The 20557-nt window shown below is 65.4% G+C and carries 17 protein-coding genes; 9 read left to right on the plus strand and 8 right to left on the minus strand.

Annotation, left to right across the window (positions count from 1 at the left end; genetic code table 11):
- Positions 1 to 163: 163 nt before the first annotated feature.
- The gene (locus A9O65_RS08970; protein ID WP_064697911.1) at positions 164 to 724 is read right to left on the minus strand and encodes a PRC-barrel domain-containing protein; all 561 of its coding nucleotides are present in this window, start codon (positions 722 to 724) and stop codon (positions 164 to 166) included.
- Between the two features lie 181 nt (positions 725 to 905).
- On the opposite strand from A9O65_RS08970, the gene A9O65_RS08975 reads away from it, so the two are divergent.
- From A9O65_RS08975 to A9O65_RS08990, 4 genes are read left to right on the plus strand one after another with little or no spacing between them, the layout of a single operon-like run.
- Positions 906 to 1886, plus strand: coding sequence for a metal ABC transporter solute-binding protein, Zn/Mn family (locus A9O65_RS08975; protein WP_064701922.1), 981 nt, complete (start codon positions 906 to 908; stop codon positions 1884 to 1886).
- Between the two features lie 42 nt (positions 1887 to 1928).
- On the plus strand, positions 1929 to 2714 hold the full coding sequence (locus A9O65_RS08980) for a metal ABC transporter ATP-binding protein (protein WP_064701923.1): 786 nt from the start codon (positions 1929 to 1931) through the stop codon (positions 2712 to 2714).
- 2 nt (positions 2715 to 2716) lie between these two features.
- Positions 2717 to 3862, plus strand: coding sequence for a metal ABC transporter permease (locus A9O65_RS08985; RefSeq protein ID WP_064697914.1), 1146 nt, complete (start codon positions 2717 to 2719; stop codon positions 3860 to 3862).
- Positions 3862 to 5022 carry a metal ABC transporter permease gene (locus A9O65_RS08990; protein ID WP_064697915.1) on the plus strand — a complete coding sequence of 387 codons (1161 nt, stop codon included), beginning with the start codon at positions 3862 to 3864 and terminating at the stop codon, positions 5020 to 5022. The genes A9O65_RS08985 and A9O65_RS08990 overlap by 1 nt, the downstream gene beginning before the upstream one ends.
- A gap of 12 nt (positions 5023 to 5034) precedes the next feature.
- Here the strand turns inward: A9O65_RS08990 and A9O65_RS08995 are convergent, their stop codons facing one another.
- The gene (locus tag A9O65_RS08995) at positions 5035 to 5958 is read right to left on the minus strand and encodes a ferredoxin family protein (protein ID WP_064701924.1); all 924 of its coding nucleotides are present in this window, start codon (positions 5956 to 5958) and stop codon (positions 5035 to 5037) included.
- Positions 5955 to 6803, minus strand: a complete 849-nt coding sequence (locus A9O65_RS09000) for an ABC transporter ATP-binding protein (protein WP_064697917.1) — start codon at positions 6801 to 6803, stop codon at positions 5955 to 5957. The genes A9O65_RS08995 and A9O65_RS09000 overlap by 4 nt, the downstream gene beginning before the upstream one ends.
- 491 nt (positions 6804 to 7294) lie before the next feature.
- Here A9O65_RS09000 and A9O65_RS09005 point away from each other — a divergent pair, with 491 nt between their 5' ends.
- The 5 genes from A9O65_RS09005 to A9O65_RS09025 all read left to right on the plus strand — a co-directional run bounded on the left by A9O65_RS09005 (position 7295) and on the right by A9O65_RS09025 (position 15089).
- Complete coding sequence (locus tag A9O65_RS09005) at positions 7295 to 9106, plus strand: IucA/IucC family protein (protein WP_064701925.1); 1812 nt, start codon at positions 7295 to 7297, stop codon at positions 9104 to 9106.
- Positions 9099 to 10361, plus strand: a complete 1263-nt coding sequence (locus A9O65_RS09010; RefSeq protein WP_064697919.1) for a type III PLP-dependent enzyme — start codon at positions 9099 to 9101, stop codon at positions 10359 to 10361. Before A9O65_RS09005 ends, A9O65_RS09010 begins: the two co-directional genes overlap by 8 nt.
- 44 nt (positions 10362 to 10405) lie before the next feature.
- Positions 10406 to 12295, plus strand: a complete 1890-nt coding sequence (locus A9O65_RS09015; protein ID WP_064701926.1) for an IucA/IucC family protein — start codon at positions 10406 to 10408, stop codon at positions 12293 to 12295.
- Positions 12289 to 13080 carry an HpcH/HpaI aldolase family protein gene (locus A9O65_RS09020; RefSeq protein WP_064697921.1) on the plus strand — a complete coding sequence of 264 codons (792 nt, stop codon included), beginning with the start codon at positions 12289 to 12291 and terminating at the stop codon, positions 13078 to 13080. The genes A9O65_RS09015 and A9O65_RS09020 overlap by 7 nt, the downstream gene beginning before the upstream one ends.
- A 92-nt stretch (positions 13081 to 13172) precedes the next feature.
- Complete coding sequence (locus A9O65_RS09025) at positions 13173 to 15089, plus strand: IucA/IucC family protein (RefSeq protein ID WP_254783096.1); 1917 nt, start codon at positions 13173 to 13175, stop codon at positions 15087 to 15089.
- Between the two features lie 72 nt (positions 15090 to 15161).
- On the opposite strand, the gene A9O65_RS09030 is transcribed toward A9O65_RS09025, so the two are convergent.
- Genes A9O65_RS09030 through A9O65_RS09050 form a run of 5 tightly spaced genes read right to left on the minus strand, consistent with a single transcriptional unit; the run spans position 15162 to position 20425 of the window.
- A complete protein-coding gene (locus A9O65_RS09030) occupies positions 15162 to 15785 on the minus strand; it encodes an RraA family protein (protein ID WP_064701928.1) in 624 nt (207 codons plus the stop codon).
- A 53-nt stretch (positions 15786 to 15838) separates the two neighbouring features.
- Positions 15839 to 16885 carry a FecCD family ABC transporter permease gene (locus A9O65_RS09035; RefSeq protein ID WP_064702052.1) on the minus strand — a complete coding sequence of 349 codons (1047 nt, stop codon included), beginning with the start codon at positions 16883 to 16885 and terminating at the stop codon, positions 15839 to 15841.
- 5 nt (positions 16886 to 16890) lie between these two features.
- Positions 16891 to 17889, minus strand: a complete 999-nt coding sequence (locus A9O65_RS09040; protein WP_064697924.1) for a FecCD family ABC transporter permease — start codon at positions 17887 to 17889, stop codon at positions 16891 to 16893.
- Positions 17883 to 18947: an ABC transporter substrate-binding protein gene (locus A9O65_RS09045; protein WP_064701929.1), complete on the minus strand. Its 1065-nt coding sequence runs from the start codon at positions 18945 to 18947 to the stop codon at positions 17883 to 17885. Before A9O65_RS09045 ends, A9O65_RS09040 begins: the two co-directional genes overlap by 7 nt.
- Positions 18944 to 20425, minus strand: a complete 1482-nt coding sequence (locus tag A9O65_RS09050; RefSeq protein ID WP_064701930.1) for a DHA2 family efflux MFS transporter permease subunit — start codon at positions 20423 to 20425, stop codon at positions 18944 to 18946. The genes A9O65_RS09045 and A9O65_RS09050 overlap by 4 nt, the downstream gene beginning before the upstream one ends.
- Positions 20426 to 20557: the final 132 nt, after the last annotated feature.

A 20557-nucleotide genomic window follows, 5' to 3' on the forward strand; every position in this document is an offset into this window, starting at 1 on the left:
GCCTTGTGCTTCACGATACGCGGCGATTTATGCAGCGCTTTGCTGGGTACTGGCCGAGAGGTGTCAATACGCGTCGAGTTGCCAGGCAGGGCCGGCGTGGCATGACGTCAATATCGATTCGAGGGCCCGGCCAGCGGCCGGGCCCGGATGGTGAGGGCGTGGGTTACTGGGCGGCGTCGTCGGCTGCCTGCTGGGTCTCCTCGCCAACGGATTCCAGGACGTTACCGGCCTTGTCGAGCGCATCGCTGGTGGCCGAACGGGTGGTTTCCCAGGCGCTGGCGGCGCCTTCCTTGGTCTCTTCCCAGGCCTGCTGGAGGTTGTCCTTGGCCTGGTTCCACCAGGTGTTGGTGTACTCAGGCTGCTCCCCGAGAGCCTGGGCATCGAGGTCGAGATGGACGCTGTACTCGATGTTGTCGAGACTCTCGCCGTTGTGGGTCTCTACGGTGAAGTGCTCGGCGCCGACCACGTACTGCTTGTCGCCCAGGTCGAACAGGTCGCCGGTATCGATGACCAGCGCATGGACGCGCATGTCGTTGTCGAGCAGCACGTCTTCCACGTCACCGATGGCCTGGTCGCTGTCGGACTTGGCATAGACATCGGCGTCGAGCAGCTCCTCGGTGGAGTAGAGGCCCTGCGGCGCGGCCATGGCGCTGGCTGACAGCAGCAGGCCGGTACCGAGCAGGACAGGGCGAAGCGCGGTGTTGAGAAGGGTACGTGAGGTCATTAGGGTCTCTCCTTGATCCTGGGTGTCGAGAGGACGACACCGTCATGTGGCATTGTCGAGGGAAGTTCCGCCCTGGCGACCTCTATAACGTTATATATCGCACCGATTGATGCAACTGCTTTTACTCGGATGCATGGCCAATGCTATACCTGCGTGCTCTCGATTACGCATGGAGGATGCAATGACAAGACAACTGATGGCGGCGGGGCTCTCGATGGTGCTGGCTTTCGCCGCCGCCCCTGCCATGGCACAGCAATCGACGCCGCTGAAGGCGGTGGCCACCACCGGCATGGTGGGGGATGTGGTCGGTCAGGTCGGCGGTGAATGCGTCGACGTCACGACCTTGATGGGCCCGGGGGTCGACCCGCACCTCTATCAGGCCAGTGCCCGTGATGTTGCCACTTTCCAGCAGGCCGAGATGATCTTCTACTCCGGCTATTCCCTGGAAGGGCAGCTCGGTGATGTCCTCGAGCGTTTTGCCGAGACCAAGCCGACGATCGCGGTGGCCCCTTCATCCATCGATACCGAGAACCTGATCACCGTTCAGGATGTCTACGGCATCGATCCTCACCTGTGGATGGATGCTTCCCTCTGGTCGCAGATCGTGCCGACGGTCGCCGAGGCCTTGAGCGAGGCCCGGCCCGACTGCGAGTCGCGCATCCAGGAGAACGCGTCGCGCTATAGCGCCCAGCTCGAGGCCCTGCATCAATGGGTGAAGGAGAGCATCGCCTCGATCCCCGAACAGCAGCGCATCCTGGTCACCGCGCATGATGCCTTCAACTACTTCGGTCGTGCCTACGATATCGAGGTGGCCGGTATTCAGGGCATCAGTACCTCCACTGAAACCGGTGTGGCGGATATCCGCGAGATGGCACAGGTCGTCGTGGATCGCGAAGTGCCTTCGGTGTTCATCGAGAGCACCATCAATCCCCGTACCGTGCAGGCCGTCATCGAGGCCGCGCGCGAGAAGGGCCAGGAAGTGTCCATTGGCGGGCAGCTCTATTCGGATGCCATGGGAGAGGCAGGCACTGCCGATGGCACCTACATCGGCATGCTGTATCGTAATACCCGGCATATCGTCGAGGCGCTCGGCGGTGAGACGCCGGTGCTGCCCGAAGCCCTCGACGCCTGGGCGGCGCACTGGGACATCGCTTCCTCGTGAGTCCCCACATCCAACCGTTTTGTTCGAGAGTTCGCTTCGCCCATGACGACGCCGTTACATGAACCGGATCTTGCCCTCCACGTCGAGGATCTGACCGTCAGCTACCATAGCAAGCCGGTGCTGTGGGACATCGACTTCGACGTGCCGCCCGGCGTGATGGCGGCCATCGTCGGTCCGAACGGCGCCGGCAAGAGCACCCTGATCAAGAGCGTGCTGGGCCTGGTGCCTTCGGTGGCGGGGCACGTCACCCTGTTCGGTCGGCCCTATCGGGCGCGTCGCCGGCGGGTGGGCTATGTGCCGCAGCGCTCCAGTGTCGACTGGGACTTTCCGACCACGGCGCTGGACGTGGTCACCATGGGCCTCTATGGCCGGCTCGGCTGGCTCAGGCGACCGGGGCGACGTGAGCGTCGGGAGGCCATGCAGGCACTGGAGATGGTCGGCATGCAGGCATTCGCCGATCGCCAGATCAGCCAGCTATCGGGCGGACAGCAGCAGCGAATCTTCCTGGCGCGGGCGTTGGTGCAGCAGGCCGATGTCTATTTCCTCGACGAGCCCATGGCGGGGGTCGATGCCACCACCGAACGGGCCATCGTGGATATTCTTCGACGCCTGCGCGATGACGGCAAGACGGTGATCGTCGTGCACCATGACCTGCAGACGGTGCGCAGCTACTTCGACTGGCTGCTGATCCTCAATGTCCGGGTCATCGCCCAGGGCCATGTGGAGGACGTCTATACCGCCGAGAACCTGCGCCGCGCCTACGGCGGGCAGATCGCCCTGCTCGACGAGGCGGCCTTCATGCCCGCCGACAAGACCGCGGGGACGTGACGATGTCGCTGCTTGGCTTGTTGCATGACTACACCATCCAGAACGTGGCCATCGGCGCGGCGCTGCTGGGGCTGATCAGCGGCGTGCTCGGCAGTTTCGCCGTGCTGCGCAAGCAGAGCCTGCTCGGTGACACCATGTCCCATGCGGCTCTGCCGGGGGTCTGCATCGGCTTCATCGTCGCCGGTGCCCGGGAGATGGGCATCATTCTGCTGGGGGCGTTGACCACCGGGGCGCTGGCCGCGCTGGTGATGCTGCTGCTGACCCGCAACAGCCGACTCAAGACCGATGCTGGGCTGGGCATCACGCTGAGCACCTCCTTCGCTCTGGGGGTCGTGCTGCTGACTCACATCCAGAACATGAACAATGCTGCCCAGGGCGGTCTCGACGCCTTCCTGTTCGGCCAGGCCGCGGCGACCCTGCGCGGCGACCTGTGGATCATGGGCGGCATCACCGTCGCCGCTCTGGCCCTGGTGATCGCGCTGTGGAAGGAATTCAAGCTGGTATCCTTCGACCCCGAGTTCGCCGCTTCGCTCGGCATGCCGGTGATGTGGCTCGAGGTGATCCTGACGGTGATGATTGCCCTGGCCGTGGTGGTCGGGCTGCAGATGGTCGGCGTGGTGCTGATGGCGGCGATGATCATCGCGCCGGCGGTGGCGGCTCGGCAATGGAGTCATCGGCTCGAGGGCATGGTGATGCTGGCCGCCGTGATCGGTGTGTCGGGCGGGGTGTTCGGCGCCGTGCTGAGTGCCCTGTCACGGGGGCTGGCCACGGGGCCGCTGATCATTCTCAGTGTTTCCAGCGTGGTGATGGTGTCGTTGCTGCTGGCACCGGGCAGGGGATTCGTCTGGGAGGGCGTGCGGCTGTGGCGTGGCCGGCGCCGGCTGCGTTACCAGCAGGTGCTGACCACGCTTTATCGGCTTGCGGTGCATCATGCCGATCCGGTGTTTCGCTCCGAGCAAGGCATGCTGGATACCTATCACGGGCATCGTACCCGAGCGGCATTGCGCCAGTTGCAGAAGCGCGGCCTGGTCGAGTGGCGCTCGGCCCCGCCCGATGAACCCGGCGGGGCCAAGCATTGGGTGTTGACGGCGTCGGGCTTCGAGGAGGCCAAGCGCATCCTCGACTCCCTCGGACAGGAGGAACGCTGATGCTGGCTTCGCTGTTCGACAATGCGGCCCTGATGATCATGCTGGTCGGCGCCCTGGTAGGCATCGCCTCTTCGCTGGTGGGCACCTTCCTGGTGCTGCGCGGCGTCAGCATGCTGTCCGACGCCATCGGCCACTCCATCGTCTTCGGTATCGTCGTCGTCTGGCTGCTGACCCACCAGCAGAGCGGTCCGGTGCAGATCGTCGGTGCCGCCCTGACGGGCCTGCTCACCGTCTTTCTCACCGAGTTGCTGGTCAGCACGCGGCGAGTCAAGAAGGATGCGGCCATCGGGCTGGTGTTTCCGGTGCTGTTCTCGGCGGGGGTGCTGCTGCTCAACCTCTATGCGCGGGACGTGCATATCGATACCCACACGGTGCTGCTCGGCGAGATCGGTTTCGTGTGGCTCGATACCTTGACCATCGGCGATTACCGCGTTCCCCAGGCGCTGTTGTGGATGGGGGCGATGACGCTGATCAACGGGGCCTTCGTCACGCTCTTCTACAAGGAGCTCAAGATCGCCACCTTCGACGAGGCGCTGGCCAAGGCGCTGGGACTGGCTCCTGGCGTGCTGTTCTATCTCTTGTTGCTCCTGACCAGCGGTACCGCCGTGGCGGCCTTCGATGCGGTGGGCGCGGTGCTTTTCGTGGCCTTCGTCATCGTGCCGCCTTCGGCAGCGTATCTGCTGACGGACCGCCTGTGGATGATGTTCGTCTATGGTGCCCTGGTCTCGATCGCCTCCAGCGTTTCGGGCTACTTCCTGGCCGTGGCCTGGAACGTTTCCATCGGCGGCATGATGGCGGTGATGACCGGTGTCTTTTTGCTGCTGGCCTTCCTGGTCGGGCCGCGCTACGGAATGGTCGCCCAGGTGCTGCGACGTCGCGGCCAGCGTCGGGTCAACGAGATCCGCACCCTGGCGGTGCATCTCTACAACCATGAGGACGGGCCGGAGCAGTGGGTGGAGAATGTCACCCAGGCGTTGCGCGAACACTTGCTATGGGATGGCGCCAAGGCGAACCGGGTGGTCGAGCGGAGCTGTGCTGCTGGTCTGATCGAACGCCGGGGCGAGACGCTCGTGCTTACCGCCGCTGGTCGCGAGATGGCCAGGGAGATTCTCGAGCCGACGCGCAATGGCACGGGGTCCTTGACGACGACAGTGTCCTGAGTCGCCCCACGATCATGCCAGGGCCGGCGTGCCCTCCCGGACTTCGACGGCGCGCCATACCTGGCTCGGTGAAGGGCCGTTCGGCAGATCGGCACAGGTGTCGTAACGCATCAACTCCAGTGCGTGACAGCGGATGGTCAGCTTTCCCTCCTGACGTCCGGTGTTCCATGTGACCACGAGGTCGCGATCCGTCTCGTCGGCTTCCGCAGCGTTGTCCTCGACCCTGACGTCTGCCTCCAGGCCTTGCGCTGCCAGCCACTCTAGAGCGGCGACCTGAGCGCACTGTTGGTGCGGCGTGAGTCGGGAGTCGCCGCGATAACAGGGCAGGTAAGGTCGGCCGCGTGCCTCGCTTTCCAGCAACGGCAGGACATCGTCGTCGCCGATGCGCCCATACTTGCGCAGTTGCGGCAGCAGCAGGGCGCTGGCTGCCAGCCGGCAGCCGCCCAGATGGGTACTCTCCCAGACCTCGAAGGGCAGGTTGCGTTGGCGTACCGCCTCGGCCAGGGCCTTGTAGGTGGCGAAGCCGAACTTGGCGCAACACTTGTCCTTCTTGCCGTGGGTGCAGCACAGCACCAGTGAGCGCTCCACCGTTTCGGGCTGCCAGGCGGCCAGGTCATCGCCACGCCGCAGGGCGGCGATGAAGTCGCCGAGTGTGTCGCGGGGGATGTCGAAGGCCTGACGCTCGGGCATCAGGAACACGCGGTGGTGCCGTTCGGACTGCTCTCGTCGGTGGATCAGATTGACGCGTCGCCCTTCGTCGGGCAGGGCATGCAGGGCTGTCAGGAGTGCCTCGGGCATGTCGCTGGCCTGGCGCAGGTTGCGTTGCCATTTGGAACGAGGCCAGCTGAGCAGCAGGTTGCGTTCGGGATGGGTGCCGCTACCGACCAGCGGGTCGTCGATGGCGCGGCTTTCCACGGCGCAGAAGCGTTGGTTCATGGCGCGATCCGTTCGCTGGGTGTCGGGGATGGCGCGGGGGCGCGCATGCCTGGCGTGGGCACGCAGACCAGGCGCCGGGAATGCGGATCGTGGATGACGTTGGCATCGAGATCGAAGACTGCCTTGAGATTGGCAGCGGTGAAGACATCCCGAGGCGCGCCCTGGTGGAGAATGGCGCCGTCTCGCATCATCACCAGGGTGTCGGCGTAGGCGGCGGCCAGGTTGAGATCGTGCAGGACCACCAGCAGGGTTCGGCCGTGCTCATGGGCCAGGCGGGACAGCAGTTCGAGCAGGTCGACCTGGACCTTCAGGTCGAGGAAGGTGGTAGGCTCATCGAGCAGGATCAGGTTCGTTTCCTGAGCCAGCACCATGGCAATCCAGCAACGTTGCCGTTGACCGCCGGAAAGTGCGTCGACGCTGCGCTCGGCGTAGTCCGTGACATCGGTATAGGCCATCGCCTCGCGCACGGCGCGGGCATCCTCTTCGGCATTCTGTCGCCATAGGCGCTGGTGAGGGAAGCGGCCCATGGCGACCAGTTGTCTGACCGTGAGGCCCTCCGGCGCGGCAGGGCCCTGAGGCAGAATGCCCAGGCGCTGCGCCACCTCCCGTGTGTTGCAACGATGGATGTCTTGACCATCGAGGCAGACGCGGCCGGCGCTGGGACGCAGGGTGCGCGCCAGCGTCTTCAACAGCGTCGATTTCCCGCTGCCGTTCGGGCCCAGCAGCACCGTCAGCTTGCCTTCGGCCACCGCCAGGTCGACGCCGTCCAGCACGCGTCGGGATTCATACCCGGCACACAGGGCTTCACCGGTCAGTCGCGGTGGCTTGGCGGATGTTGAATGCATGGGGCCCATCGATGTAGAAGCTGGGTCGGTGACATTAAGACAAAGAGTTCTCATTTTCAATGAACGAGGCGCCTCCGCCAGTCCTTCCCGAACGATGAGATATCAGCATATAGCGAACGGATCGTTCGAATCTCATGGACATCATTAATCTCAACGATTAGGGTAATCATTCTCATTTGCACAGTGCGCCTCGCAATATGTGGCTGATCATGCGGCATATGGGGTTCCGATCACCGTCGGTGCGGGGCCGCCACACGTAGGGACAGGGAGCCTTTCCGGCAGGCAAGCGAGGCTCTCGCGAGCTCGATCGACACAACAAGCACAACCATCCAATACAACTTCGCAACGTGACTAGCGAGGGACGCGCTAACTGGCCTGCCAGCGGGCAGCCGAGACTGGCGGCGGAGCCTCTCCGACGAGGGGCCGCGCCGACGGCACGGCAGACAGCATGGCAGGGGGTTTTTACAGGACGGCATTCTTGCGGAGGCCATATGAGCTATGCCCGTTTCTCTCGCTTACCCGGCGAGACGAGCCGACATGCATCCACGCATGCGTTGCTGAATTGCATCATCAAGGAAGTGGCCATTCCCCATGACACCTTGACTTATCGATGGCCGGTCCGGCGGGAGGGGCTGCCGGAGCGTCTGCATGGCACGCCTTTGTTGATCGAGTGGTCGGCATCATTGTCGTTGTTCGTGATGGTAGATCGGCGCTCGGTGATCGGCAGCCATTTCTATCTTTCCGATGTCTACCTGCGGGCATCGGCGGCCACCGGCTGGCATGTCCCCGAGATGGCGGAGTTGATCGACTCCCTGCTGGCGCACTGCCAGTGGCATGACGGCACGCTCAATCAGGAGCTTCGCGATCAGGTCGTGCAAAGTCAGGAGGTCATGACGACGATCGTCGCGCATGCCGTCGACCATCCCGGACGTCATCCATTGACGGATTATCGTCGGAGCGAGCAGGGGCTATGGTTCGGTCATCCCAATCACCCCACGCCCAAGGCCAGGCAATGGCCGCCTCACCTGTTGCAGGACAGGCCCGCCTATGCCCCGGAATTCAATGCGACCACGGCCCTGCACCAGTTTTCCTTCCCTGTGGAGGGGCTGAGCGTTCAGGCCAATCGGCTGACTGACCGGGATGTGCTGTTGAATGTGGCCGACCAGACCCATGCCGAGGGTAACGAGCGCAGGGTGCTCAGCATGCACCCGGTGCAGGCCGATCTCTTTCGGCGGGATCCCCGGGTGGCGGAGTTGATTCGCCACGGCATCATCGGCGATCTCGGGCAGAGCGGCTGGTCTGCCGCGCCCACCGCTTCCATGCGCACCTGGTATATCGAGGGCCATCCCTGGTTCCTCAAGGGATCGCTCAATGTGCGCATCACCAATTGCGTACGCAAGAACGCCTGGTACGAGCTGGAGAGCACGTTGGTCATCGACCGCATCATGCACCGGCTCGCCCGGATGAAGGACTTGGTGCTGGAGGCGCTGTGCGTGGCCCAGGAACCGGCCACGGTGCACTGGGCGCCAACCGAGGGCGATGATGACATGAAGCGCTGGTTCCGGGAGCAGACCGGTGTGATCCTGCGGGAAAACTTCTGTCAGCGATTCGCGCCCGAACACTGCTTGCTCAGCGCGACGCTGTTCGCCCGCGATACCCAGTTGGCGCCTCTGGTGTTGTCCTTCATCGGCGGTTCGACGCACGGCGAGGGCGAACAGGCACTGCCGTCGGAGCGCCGCGTTCGCCAGTGGTTCCAGACCTATCTGCGCACACTGGTGGCGCCGGTCATGGGGCTGTTCTTCCGCCATGGCATCGTCATGGAACCTCATCTGCAGAATTGCGTGCTGATCCACGACGAGGGCATGCCCTGGAAGATGCTGCTGCGTGACTTCGAAGGGGTCAAGTTGACCGACGACAAGGGCGTGGACTGGCTCGCGGGGGAGTCTCTGCATCCCCGCGTCAGGGAGTCGATGACCTACCGCCGCGAGCAGGGGTGGAACCGAATCGCCTATTGCCTGCTTGTCAACCATGTCGCCGAGGCGATCCTAGCGCTGAGCTGGCAGCGCCCCGAACTGGGCGACGCTCTGTGGCAGGACACCCTGGACGAGTTGCGGCGCGTGCGACAGACCCTGGACATGCCGGCCCCTGAGCTGGATGCGCTGCTCGAGGGTGGTGACCTGCCCTGCAAGACCAACTTCAAGCTACGGCTCATGGCTCAGGCGGACCGACAGGCCGAGTACGTAGCGCTGCCCAGTCCCTGGCAGGTCGCCCGGACGGTGGACAGGGAGGTGGCTTATGGCTGAGCACTTTCGGATTCCCGGGCACATCCTCGATGCCATCGAGGCGCATCGACAGGCATGCCGCGATCCCATGGCGGCGTTCTTCTATGACCTGCCGGCGCTCGCGGCGCAGGGCAGTGCCATGAAGGCGGCATTGCCATCGGGCGTCGAGCTCTACTACGCGATCAAGGCCAACAGCGAGGCGGCCATCATCGATACGCTGGCGCCCGTGGTGGATGGGCTCGAGCTGTCGTCCGGTGGCGAGATCGAGCGTGCCTGCGCCTGTTCGACGCCGCGCCCCTGGGTGCTCTCCGGACCGGGCAAGCTCGACGCCGACATGCGTGAGGCCATGAGCCGAGGTGTCGAGGCTTTCCATGTCGAAAGTCTCGGCGAAGTGGCTCGCCTGCAGGCGATCGCGGCATCGCTGGGGCACGTGCAGCCCGTGCTCGTGCGCATCAATCCCTCGCTGCCCGCGGATTTCTCCAGCCGCCTGAGGATGGCCGGTACCGCCACGCCTTTCGGTATCGATGAGGCGCAGTTGGCCGATGCCGTGCAAGCGGTGGATGAGGCCTCGAACCTGACGCTCGTCGGCTTTCACGTGCATGCCATGTCGCACCAGAAATGCGAGCAGCGACACCAGCGGCTCCTGGCATTCTATCTGGAGCGCTGGCCCGAGTGGCGCGCGCTGGCCCGCCATCCGGAGCAGGTGCTCCAGCTCAACGTGGGGGGCGGGATCGGCGTGAACTATCTCCAGCCGTCCGAGCAGTTCGACTGGCCTGGCCTGTGCCGTGCCCTGGAGCGATGCCTGTCGACCATGCATGAGCCGCCGTTGGTGCGCTTCGAGATCGGCCGTTTTCTCTCGGCCTTCTGTGGCTACTACGCGGTCGAGGTACTCGATACCAAGGTCAGCCACGGGGAAGGCTTTCTCGTCTGTCGGGGCGGCACGCACCAGTTTCGCCTGCCCGCGGCCCAGGGGCACGACCACCCGGTCATCCATTTGCCGCGCGATCCTCGGCGGTCGCGTGAGGGGGAGCGCCGGGCCTGGACCGTGGTGGGGCAGCTCTGTACTCCGAAGGATGTGTTGAGCCGCCAGCAGGCGCTGCAAGGGGTCGAGGTGGGAGACCTGCTGGTGCTGCCGTTGGCCGGCGCCTATGGCTACAACATCTCTCACGCGGATTTCCTGTGCCACCCACGTCCCGATCAGATCTTCGTCTCCGCAAGCCGCGAGGGCAGTGTCCCCGAGACGAGGGCTCAACGGCGCGCCGAGCCGGTGAGCTGACCGAGAGGGTCGCCGTTCCATTTATCAGGTTTTGAAGGTACATCATGTCATCTCTTGAACGTGTTCTGCCGCAGGACGCGGCAACGCTGGGCGATGCCCCGGGATCCGTCTCCACGCCTTTCGCTTCCCCGGAGCACTGGCGGCATCACGGCCGCATCGAGCAGCGTGTCATCGGCCAGCTGTTGCAGACCCTGCTCTATGAAGACGTGCTCCCCTACGAGGTCGCCGGCGAGCCGTCATTCGGTATCTCCGGTGCCACCTCGTTCTCTCTGACCCTGGGCGTGCGCCACTATCGGGTGAGCGGCTGGCAATGCCACAGTTTCCGGCTGATTCGTCTCGAGCATTCCACGCTGACGGTCGAGGACCATGAGGGCACCCCGGCGCCATTGAGCCTGCAGCACTTCCTCGAGGACCTCGAAGCGGCGTTGGGGGATGCCGCGATTCAGCCCGGCTTCGTCAACGAACTGACGCAGACGCTGATCAAGGACGTGCAGTCATCCGCCTGGCCGGTGCCCTATCGAGAGATACCGCAGACGTTGGATGCCGATGCCCTGGAGCAGTACTTCACCGACGCGCACAGCTATCATCCCTGCTACAAGTCACGGCTCGGCTTTTCCCTGCGGGACAACCAGCGTTATGGGCCGGAGTTCGCGCAGCCGCTGCGGGTTTGGTGGCTTGCCGTGCCGGCCCGCCTGGCGCACCAGGGAGCGGTCAGCGGAATGGCGCTGGCCGATCGGGTCGCAGAGGATGCCGGGCCGCGAGTGCTGGCGAGTCTGGATGACTACTTGGCGCGACGGCGGCTGGCGCGAGACGAGGTCGTGCTGATGCCGGTGCATCCCTGGCAGTGGGAAAACGCGCTGGTGCCCGCGCTCTACCCGGAGCTGGCCAGCGGCGAGATCGCCTTGCTGGGCGAGGGCGAGACGACCTATACCGCCCAGCAGTCGATCCGCACCCTGGCCCCGCGGGATACGGACAAGCCGTATCTCAAGCTGGCGATGAGCATCACCAATACGTCCAGCACGCGCATCCTGGCGCGCCATACCGTGACCAACGCGCCCGTCATTACCCAGTGGCTTCAGCGGCTCATCGACACGGACGCGACCGCCAGGGCGGCGGGGTTCGTGATCCTGGGCGAGGTGGCCGGCGTGGCGCTGGACGAGCGCGCCTTTCCCGAGTCCCGATACAACGATGTCTATGGCAAGGTCGGTGCCATCTGGCGGCAGAACGTCAGTGCATTCCTGCAGGACGGCGAGCGGGCCGTGCCCTTCAATGGGCTGAGCCAGTTCACGCGAGATGCCCAGGGGGAACCCGTCGCTCCCTTCATCGCCCCCTGGGTGGAGCGTCATGGGCTGGAAGCCTGGACTCGGCAGCTCGTGCAGGTCGCCACCTTGCCGATCATCCACATGCTGTTCGCCGAGGGGGTGGGGATGGAGTCCCATGGCCAGAATATCGTGGTCATCCACCGCGACGGCTGGCCGCTCAGGGTGGCGTTGAAGGACTTCCATGACGGCGTGCGCTTCAGTACGTCGCATCTGGCACGGCCTGAGCTGGCTCCTGTCCTGGAGCCCGTGCCCGAGCGCCATGCCGCCCTCAACCGCAATTCCTTCATCGTCACCGATGACCTGGAGGCGGTGCGCGACTATTCCTGTGATGCCTTCTTCTTCATTGCCCTGGCGGAGATGGCCGTCTTCCTGCATCGGCACTTCGGCCTGGAAGAGTCGCGTTTCTGGGCCATGACGGCGGATGTGATCAAGGCCTATCAAGAGGCGCACCCGCAGCACGGCGAGCGCTACCGCCGCTTCGATGTCTTCGCTCCCCGGTGGGAGGTGGAGGCCCTGACCCGTCGTCGTCTCTTCGGCGATGACGATCCCCAGATCAAGCATGTGCCCAACCCGCTGGCGGCCTTTGCGCCGGAGGAGGCGGTGTCATGCTGAGGGCCAATCGACTGAAGCGGGCGCTGGCCGAGGGGCGGGAAGTCCACGGTGTCATGGCCTCCCTGCCCACGGCGGCCTCCATCGAACTGATCGCGGAGGCGGGCTTCGACTTTGTGGTGATCGATACCGAACACGTGCTGATCAACCCGGAAACCGTCGAGCATATGATCCGTACCGCCGAGAGCTACCGGCTGACGCCGCTGGTCCGGGTCGCGGATGCCGACCCCAAGATGCTGCTGCGCCTGCTCGACGGGGGCGCCCAGGGCATCGTGCTGCCCAACGTGGAAGACCCTGAGACCCTTGAGCGGGCCGTGGCCGCGTGCAAGTACGCCCCGGAAGGCGAGCGCAGCCTCAATGCCGGGCGTCCCGGTGCCTTCGGCAAGGCCTCCCTGGCGGAATACGTCGTGCAGGCGAATCGGGAGATCATGGTGGTCGCCATGATCGAGAGCCGCCAGGGGGTGGCACGGATCGAGGCGATTTGCGACGTGCCGGGCCTCGACATGGTGCTGGAGGGGGCGGCGGACCTGTCCCAGTCCCTGGGCGTAACCTGGCAGCCCGGCCATCCTGATGTCGTCCAGGCGCTGGAGACGGTCCAGCGCACGGCGAGCGAACGGGGCCTTCCCTACTGCGCTTTCCTACGTCAGCCGGACGCCAAGGCCCGGTGGCAGGCGCGTGGCGTCAGCACCTTCATGCTGGGCGATGAGCGTGGCATCGCCTTTCGTGCCCTGCAGAAGGCGCTCGACGAGGCCAGGGGCACCGAGCAGCAAGAGGTCTCTCCCTCATGAGTTCACCGATGATGCACTTTCCCCTTTCTGATCATCGAGCGAGCCATGTGCCCTCGCTCGACCGTACTGATACCGTTTCGGAGTTCACGACCATGGAATCTTTCAATGCCCAACATCATGCGCAGGCGCAGATCATGCAGTCATTGGTGGATGGTCTGCTGATAGAGGGCATGCTGGACGATCTCGGCGCGGTCTGGCAGGACGCCTCCGAGGTCGACGACAGAGTTGCCCGCCTGCCGGTGTTCCAGGCCCATGGTGGGCAACCCTCGCGCTGGTTCTGGAGCTGGCCCCAGGGTCGGCATCAACGTGTGGTCATGTTGCTGCAGCCCGGTATTGCCCAGGCGTGGGAAAAGGTGCCTCGGACCCCGGTGATCGTGGTGGATAACGAGAGTGGGGAGTGGGCGTCACTCGATCCGGTTGCCTTCATGCGTCGTGTCTTCGGTGCCATGGCGGAAGGCGACGATCAGGCCCTGGGGCAGGGGCAGCAAGTGTTTCTCGAGGCGCTTGCCGATAGCCTCTGGCAGGCGGAACGTTCGGTGGAGCACCGGGTGGCGACACGGGACTTGCTGCGCCGCGATACGGCCGAGCATTTCGCGATCATGGAGCAGTGGGCGTCGTTGCTCGACCGACCCTTCCATCCCACGGCGAAGGCCAAGCAGGGGCTCAGCGAGGACGAGTATCGCGCCTACATGGCAGAGTTCGATGCGCCCATCACGCTGCGCTGGGTCGCGATGGCCCGCGACCGGGTGATGACCGGTGCCGGAGTCGACGAGGCGTGTCCGGCGCCGATGGCCTGGCTCGTCGGTGATGAGGACCGTCAAGCGCTGGAGCGGGAGATGAGCTCACGGGACTTGGCTCGGACACACATCGCCATTCCCGTGCATCCCTGGCAGCACGAGCATGCGCTGCCCCATTGGTTGGAAGCGGCCTTCGCGGCGGGCGACTGCGTCTCGCTGGAGACGGTCACGGCTCCCTGGCTGGCGACGTCCTCGCTTCGCTCCTTGGCACCGACCATGGCGAGTCCGCATTACCTTAAGCTGCCGATGGCCATCCATTCCCTGGGAGCGTCGCGTTACCTGCCGGCGGTCAAGATGTTCAATGGCGATCTCAGCGCCCGCCTGCTGCACCAGGCCAGGGAGAAGGATGCCTGGCTCGCCGAGGGGCTCTACCTGTGCGACGAAGGCAAGTGGTGGGCCTACATGCCGGAGGAGGCGACGCTGTTCGACGAAGCGCCGCGGCACTTGTCCGCCATGGTGCGCAGTTATCCTCGAGCCTTGCTGGAGGACCCGAACGTACGCCTGGTGCCCATGGCCACCCTGGGAACGCCGCTGCCGGGCGGCGAGCACCATGTGTTCGACGACTGGCTGGCACAGCGTGGGATGACGGCCGGCCCCGACGCGATTCGGGTGCTGTTGGGCGAGCTGAGCGATACCTTCTTCGATATCAACCTGCGCATGTTCCGGCTCGGCATGCTGGCCGAAGTGCATGGCCAGAATGCCGTTCTGGTGTTCAGGGAAGGACGGTGCGAGGGATTGCTGCTGCGCGACCATGACTCGCTGAGAATCAATGTCGCGCGCCTGGAGCGGCACGGCATGCAGGACCCGTGCTACTGTATCAAGCCCGGCCACGCCAACACCCTGTACCACGACAGTCTCGAGGCCCTGCTGTTCTGGCTTCAGACCCTGGCCATACAGGTCAACCTGAGGGCGATCATCGAGACGCTGGCGGAGCATTACGCCTTGCCGGTTCGTGATCTCTGGCGAGAGGTGGCGGCTCGTCTTGCGGCCCGGATCGAGGCGATTCCCTTCGACGATCACGACCGCGAGATGCTCAAGGAGGCGCTCTTCGAGAGGGCACAATGGCCTTACAAGCGCCTCATCACGCCGATCATCGAGCGCGCCGGGGGACCGGGCAGCATGCCCTTCGGTACCAGCTCGACCTGCAATCCGTTCATCCGCGCAGGCCTGCCGGATGTGGCCATGCCAGCCGAGGCGCTGAGCGAGGCCTGAGACGAACGGCGCCCGATACGACCCACACCGCCCGACATGCCATCGGGCGGTGTTTTTCTATGGGGCGTGTTGTCAGCGGAACCACTCGGGGAATTCGGCCTCGATGGCGTGTCGCTTTTCCTCCTCCTGTGCCTGCTTTTCCTCCGCAGCGCTGGCCAGCGCGTCGGCACGGTGCGGCGGAATGACGAAGAGCCCATCGTCGTCGCCTACCACCAGGTCGCCGGGATTGATCGTGACGCCGTCGATGGCGACCGGGGTATTGATCTCACCTTCCAGCTCCAGCGCTCTGGTGGTCAGTGGGCTGGTCGAACGAGCGTAGATGGGCAGGTTCAGCCGGGACAGGGCGTCCCAATCGGTGATCGCGCCGTTGGTGACGACCCCCGCAAGCTGCTTGCGCAAGGCGGCGTAGGCCCGGAACTCACCCCAGCAAGCACGATGCTGGTCGCCTGAGACATCGATTACCAGCACATCGCCCGGGCAGGCCATCTTCAGCGCCTCGCGAATGATGCTACCGTCGATGTGGGGAATCCTGACCGTCACGGCCGTGCCGAGAAGCCGGATAGGACGATGCAGTGGCGTGAGCGAGGCAATGGCGCCGAAGTCAGTGAAGTGTCCCAGAGTGGAGGTGGCGAGCGTTCGAAAGCGTTGCCGTTGCTGTGCCGTGAGGGTGTCCTGGCGGGGGGCGATATGAAACATGGGCTTTCCCTGGTCGTGCCATGAAGTGAATGGAGCGATGATGGCCGGCCGATTCAGTGACGGCGGCCACGGGAGCGATGCAGTAGATAGACGAAAAAGGGCGCGCCGATTCCCGAGACGAAGATGCCGGCGGGCAGGTCTTTGGGCAGGAAGGCCACGCGGCCGAGCAGATCGGCATAGAGCACAATCAGGGCGCCGACCAGGGCGGCGGCGGGCACCAGTCGGGCGAAGCCACGTCCCACCAAGCGAGCCGCGATATGCGGGGCGATCAGGCCCACGAAGCTGAGTCCGCCGGCGAAGGCCACGGCCGCGCCCGCCAGAGCCACGCTGCAGGCCATCAACACCAAGCGGCTGCGCAGGAGGCTCACGCCCAGCCCCTGGGCAACCGCGTCGCCCAGCGCCATGGCATCCATGTGCCGCGCCTGGGACAGGCACAGGGGAACGGCGACCAGCAGCCAGGGCAGCAGGCCGAACACGTCTTGCCACTGGGCGGCGTAGAGGCTGCCGGTCAGCCACACATAGGCGGCCATGGCCGACGCATCGTCGCTGATCACGATCAGCAGGGTGGTCACAGCCCCCATGGCGGCGGAGAGGCCGATGCCGACCAGCACCATGCGCGAGGGCGTGATGCCGCCTTTCCAGGCCAGCAGGAACACCAGCATGGCAGAAAGCAGCGCGCCGACGAGCGCGGCAGCCGGCAGCCAGTGGATGCTCAGGCCGGTGCCAAAGAGTGCCAGGAAGGCGACGGCGGTCATGGCGGCACCGCTGGTGATGCCGATCACATCCGGCGAGGCCAGCGGGTTGCGCACGATGCCTTGCAGGATGGCGCCGGCCACGGCCAGAGCCGCGCCCACCAGCACGGCCAGCACGATGCGCGGCAGGCGCAGCTCCCAGATGATGAAGGCAATGTCGCTGTCCTGTGGCGTGGCCAGCGCATCCAATACGTTCACGAACGGCGTGGGGAAACTGCCGAGGCCGAGCGACACGCCCATGCTGGCGAGCAAGACCAGCAGGAGCAAGATGGTGACGCCCAGGTCGCGGAACCGACGGGCCTCGAGGGAACGCTCGCCCTGGCGTTTCAGGGAAGGAGAGGCGGTCATGGTCATCAGGCCTGCTTCCTGCGCGCCAGATAAATGAAGAAAGGCGTGCCGATCAGGGCGGTCATCACGCCAACCGGAACATCCTGAGGGGCCATCAGAAAGCGCGATGCCACATCGGCCAGCAGCAGCAGGCTCGCGCCCAGCAGGGCGCAGGCCGGTAGCAGCCAGCGATGGTCGACGCCGAAGATCCCGCGCGCCATGTGCGGCACGATGAGCCCGACGAAGCCGATCATGCCGGCCAGCGCGACTGAGCTTCCGGCCAGCAGGATCACCGCCAGGCCGAGCAGCAGCTTGATGGTACCGGCACGCATGCCCAGGCCTTCGGCCATGTCGTCGCCCAGCAACAGGGCATTGGCATGTCTGACGAGCAGGGTGCACAGCAGCAGGGCGATACCGAACAGCGGCAGCAGCGGCACTACCAGCGAGAGTTCCCTCCCGGACACGGAGCCGGCCAGCCAGTACAGCACGCTCTCGAAGCTCTGGCGGTCGATGATCAGCAGGCCCTGGCTGAAGGAAACGAACATGGCCGTGACGGCCACGCCGGCCAGGACGACCCGCAACGGCGAGAGCTCACCCTGACGGCCGCGACTCAGCATCATCACCAGGCAAGCGGCGACGAGCCCGCCCAGCAGTGCTGCCCAGACATAGTCGGCCGGTGCGTGGAGGGGCAGCAGCGAGACCGCGATCACCACGAAGAACATGGCCCCCGCGTTGATCCCCAGGATACCTGGCGAGGCCAGTGGATTGCGGGTCATGGTCTGCATCAGGGCGCCGGCGATGGCCAGGCTCGCGCCGACAAGAGCGGCGATGACCGCCCGGGGCAGGCGCTCCGTGACGATGATGATATGAGCGACCCGTGAGGGATCGTAGTGCATCAGGGCCTGGGCGAAGGTCGGCGGGGCGATCTCCGTGGTGCCCAGCATGACGCTTGCCGCGAAGGCCGCCGCGACCAGCATCATGCCCACCAGCAGCCCTGCGATTCGTGACAAACGACAACTCAGCATGCGGCTGGCTCCTCGCCCCTGGGGGATGCCACGGCGGTATCGCCGGCGCATGCCGTGGCCGCGGCGTCTGAGGATGCCGCGCCGGCCGAGCTATCTGGCGAAGGGGCCGTGTGCCCGGGGTGGGGCGCCAGTCCGTAATGACGGTAGAGGTCGTCCAGCATGGCGTTGGCGGCCAGGATGCCGCCGCCCATGATCCAGTTCACGGCATCCACCTCGAAGACGCGCGCGTTTTGCACGGCATCCAGCCGCTGCCAGAGCGGGTGGGCGGTCCAGTGCCGATAGTTCTGGATGATGGCGGGGTCATCCGGTTCCAGCAGCACGAAGATCACGTCGGCATTGATGACCGGGATGTTCTCCTCGCTGGTCAGCTTCATGCCCCACCCTTGATCCTGGACGGATGCCGGCTGCTCGAAGCCCAGCTCATCGAGGATGGAGCCGGCGAAGCCTGTGGAATAGAGACGCGCATGGTCGCTCTTGAAGCGTACCACGGCGGCCTTCTGGGGCCAGTCGTCGCCCAGACGGTCGGCGATCTTGCGGCGAAAGTCCGCCACGCGCTCGTCCCAGTCCCGCAGTAAGGTGCGGGCGCGGGGCTCGCGTCCCGTGGCCTCGGCCATCAGCGACAGGGTGGCCTTGAAGTCGAAGACGGTGCTGGTGGCGACCGTCGGCGCGATCTTCTCCAGCAGCGGCTTGACCCGCTCATGGCGGAAGCGCGTGGCCACGATCAGGTCGGGATCCAGCCAGGCCACCTTCTCCAGGTTGGGTTGGGTCTCCAGGCCGACGTGCTCCACACCATCCAGCGCATCACGCAGGTAGCGATACATGGGCTGCTCCAGCCAGGAGTCGACAACGCCGACCGGCCTGATGCCGAGCGCCACCGCGCTGTCCGTCGCGCCCTGATAGAGGGTGACGACACGCTGCGGTTTGGCGGGGACGAGGGTGTCGCCGAAGGCATTGACGACGCTGTGCCCGTCACGGGCATCGGCGGCGGCCCCCAGCGGCACGAGGGATGCCAGCAGCGTTGCCCGCCATAGGCGCCGGATCCTGGCGCGAGTCTTCATTCCGGCCTCCTGGGGGATGCGGTCTTCAGGGAATGCCCGGGTGCGTGGACGGGCGCTGACGCCTCGCTGGGCGATGGTGGATCCCGTCGCGTCACGGCGCGACCGAGCCGCCAGGTCAATGGCAGGCAGAGCACGGCGATGGCCGCCAGGGCCAGGAAGGCGTGGTGGAGGGCGGCAGCGCTCGCCTCGGTGTAGGGGATGCCCTGCTGCAGCGCAGCCTGCACGGCCGTGTCGTAGTGAATGGACAGCGCGACGATACCGAGCGACGAGACCAGACGCCGGGACATGTTGTTCATGGCCGAGGCCTGGGCGACCTGTGACTCGGGCAGGTCACGCATGCCCACCGTGGTGGAGGGCAGGTAGGCGCAGCCGAGGCCGAGACCGCGCAGGCCCATCCAGGCACCGATCATCCACACCGGCGTGGCCTCCGTCAGGGTGGCGAGCCCGAGCAGGCTGGCCATGGTGATCAACAGTCCGGCGCCGATGCAGCATTGCGGCGGGTAGCGGTCGATCAGGCGCCCCGCGATGGGCGAGCAGGCGGAGGCGGCCAGCGCGGTGGCCAGGAACACCAGCCCCGTGGTCAGCGGGCCGAAGCCCAGCGCATTCTGCATCCACAGTGGCACCAGCAGGATGCAGCCGAACAGGATGATCGACTGCAGGCAGGCCAGGATGACGCTGAGGCGATACCCCGGGTGGGCAAACAGGGAGAGATCGAGCAGCGGCGTATCGGCGCCTCGCTCGACGCGCACGAACCACAACAGCGCCAGAAGCCCGGTGGTCAGCGGGAGCAGGGCTCGGAAGTCCAGCAGGTTCGCCAGGGTGTCCACCTGACCGAGCGAGAACAATACCGCACCCATGCCCAGGGAGATCAGCGTGAAGCCGGGCAGGTCGAAGCGGCGCCGCCGATTGGCAGCTTCCGCCGACAGGTACCGATAGCCACACAGCAGCCCCAGCAGTGCGAACGGCATGTTCATCAGGAACAGCGCCCGCCAGTGGCTGATCTCGAGCAACAGCCCGCCGACGCTCGGGCCGATGGCCGGGGCGATCATCACCGCAAAGCCCCATATCCCGCTGGCACGACCTCGCTGGTCGGCCGGATAGGCCGAGAAGATCAACGACAGCGACAGGGGAATCATCAGCCCCGCGGCCACGCCCTGCAGCCCGCGAGCGAGGATGATACCGGCCAGGCTCTGCGCCAGGGCGCCGAGCGTGGAACCGGCCAGAAAGCCCCACAGGCCGAGCAGATAGATGCGCTTGCGGCCGAAGCGGTCGGCCAGATAGCCGGTGAGCGGCATGGTCATGCCCATGGCGATCATGAACAGGGTCACCACCCAGCTGACATCCGTGGCACTGGCCTCGAAGGTCGTCATCAGTTCGGCCACGGCCAGATTCAGGGCGCTGTTGTTGAGGCTGACGGTAAAGGTCCCCAGCAGCACACTGATCAGCACCTTTCCGCCATGCCCGGGAGCATTCGGCATGGACTCTCACTCAGCGGGGGCAAAGAAGACGTTGGCCTAGCGGAACGCCACGGCGACGTGCGTCATGGGGGCAGGATGATGACATGGCACAACATCAAATGCAAAACGTTATCAATTGCGAGGAGGGACGAC

This window comes from Halomonas caseinilytica (assembly GCF_001662305.1).
Classification (GTDB): domain Bacteria; phylum Pseudomonadota; class Gammaproteobacteria; order Pseudomonadales; family Halomonadaceae; genus Halomonas; species Halomonas caseinilytica.

Excerpts from the sequence above, each read along its gene's own strand:
- A9O65_RS08970 (WP_064697911.1), bottom strand. The coding sequence starts at position 724 with ATGACCTCACGTACCCTTCTCAACACCGCGCTTCGCCCTGTCCTGCTC.
- A9O65_RS09010 (WP_064697919.1), top strand. The coding sequence starts at position 9,099 with ATGGCTGAGCACTTTCGGATTCCCGGGCACATCCTCGATGCCATCGAG.
- A9O65_RS08980 (WP_064701923.1), top strand. The coding sequence starts at position 1,929 with ATGACGACGCCGTTACATGAACCGGATCTTGCCCTCCACGTCGAGGAT.
- A9O65_RS09035 (WP_064702052.1), bottom strand. The coding sequence starts at position 16,885 with ATGACCGCCTCTCCTTCCCTGAAACGCCAGGGCGAGCGTTCCCTCGAG.
- A9O65_RS09040 (WP_064697924.1), bottom strand. The coding sequence starts at position 17,889 with ATGCTGAGTTGTCGTTTGTCACGAATCGCAGGGCTGCTGGTGGGCATG.
- A9O65_RS09050 (WP_064701930.1), bottom strand. The coding sequence starts at position 20,425 with ATGCCGAATGCTCCCGGGCATGGCGGAAAGGTGCTGATCAGTGTGCTG.
- A9O65_RS09045 (WP_064701929.1), bottom strand. The coding sequence starts at position 18,947 with ATGAAGACTCGCGCCAGGATCCGGCGCCTATGGCGGGCAACGCTGCTG.
- A9O65_RS09030 (WP_064701928.1), bottom strand. The coding sequence starts at position 15,785 with ATGTTTCATATCGCCCCCCGCCAGGACACCCTCACGGCACAGCAACGG.
- A9O65_RS08975 (WP_064701922.1), top strand. The coding sequence starts at position 906 with ATGACAAGACAACTGATGGCGGCGGGGCTCTCGATGGTGCTGGCTTTC.
- A9O65_RS08995 (WP_064701924.1), bottom strand. The coding sequence starts at position 5,958 with ATGAACCAACGCTTCTGCGCCGTGGAAAGCCGCGCCATCGACGACCCG.
- A9O65_RS09000 (WP_064697917.1), bottom strand. The coding sequence starts at position 6,803 with ATGCATTCAACATCCGCCAAGCCACCGCGACTGACCGGTGAAGCCCTG.
- A9O65_RS09020 (WP_064697921.1), top strand. The coding sequence starts at position 12,289 with ATGCTGAGGGCCAATCGACTGAAGCGGGCGCTGGCCGAGGGGCGGGAA.
- A9O65_RS09015 (WP_064701926.1), top strand. The coding sequence starts at position 10,406 with ATGTCATCTCTTGAACGTGTTCTGCCGCAGGACGCGGCAACGCTGGGC.
- A9O65_RS08990 (WP_064697915.1), top strand. The coding sequence starts at position 3,862 with ATGCTGGCTTCGCTGTTCGACAATGCGGCCCTGATGATCATGCTGGTC.
- A9O65_RS09005 (WP_064701925.1), top strand. The coding sequence starts at position 7,295 with ATGAGCTATGCCCGTTTCTCTCGCTTACCCGGCGAGACGAGCCGACAT.
- A9O65_RS08985 (WP_064697914.1), top strand. The coding sequence starts at position 2,717 with ATGTCGCTGCTTGGCTTGTTGCATGACTACACCATCCAGAACGTGGCC.
- A9O65_RS09025 (WP_254783096.1), top strand. The coding sequence starts at position 13,173 with ATGGAATCTTTCAATGCCCAACATCATGCGCAGGCGCAGATCATGCAG.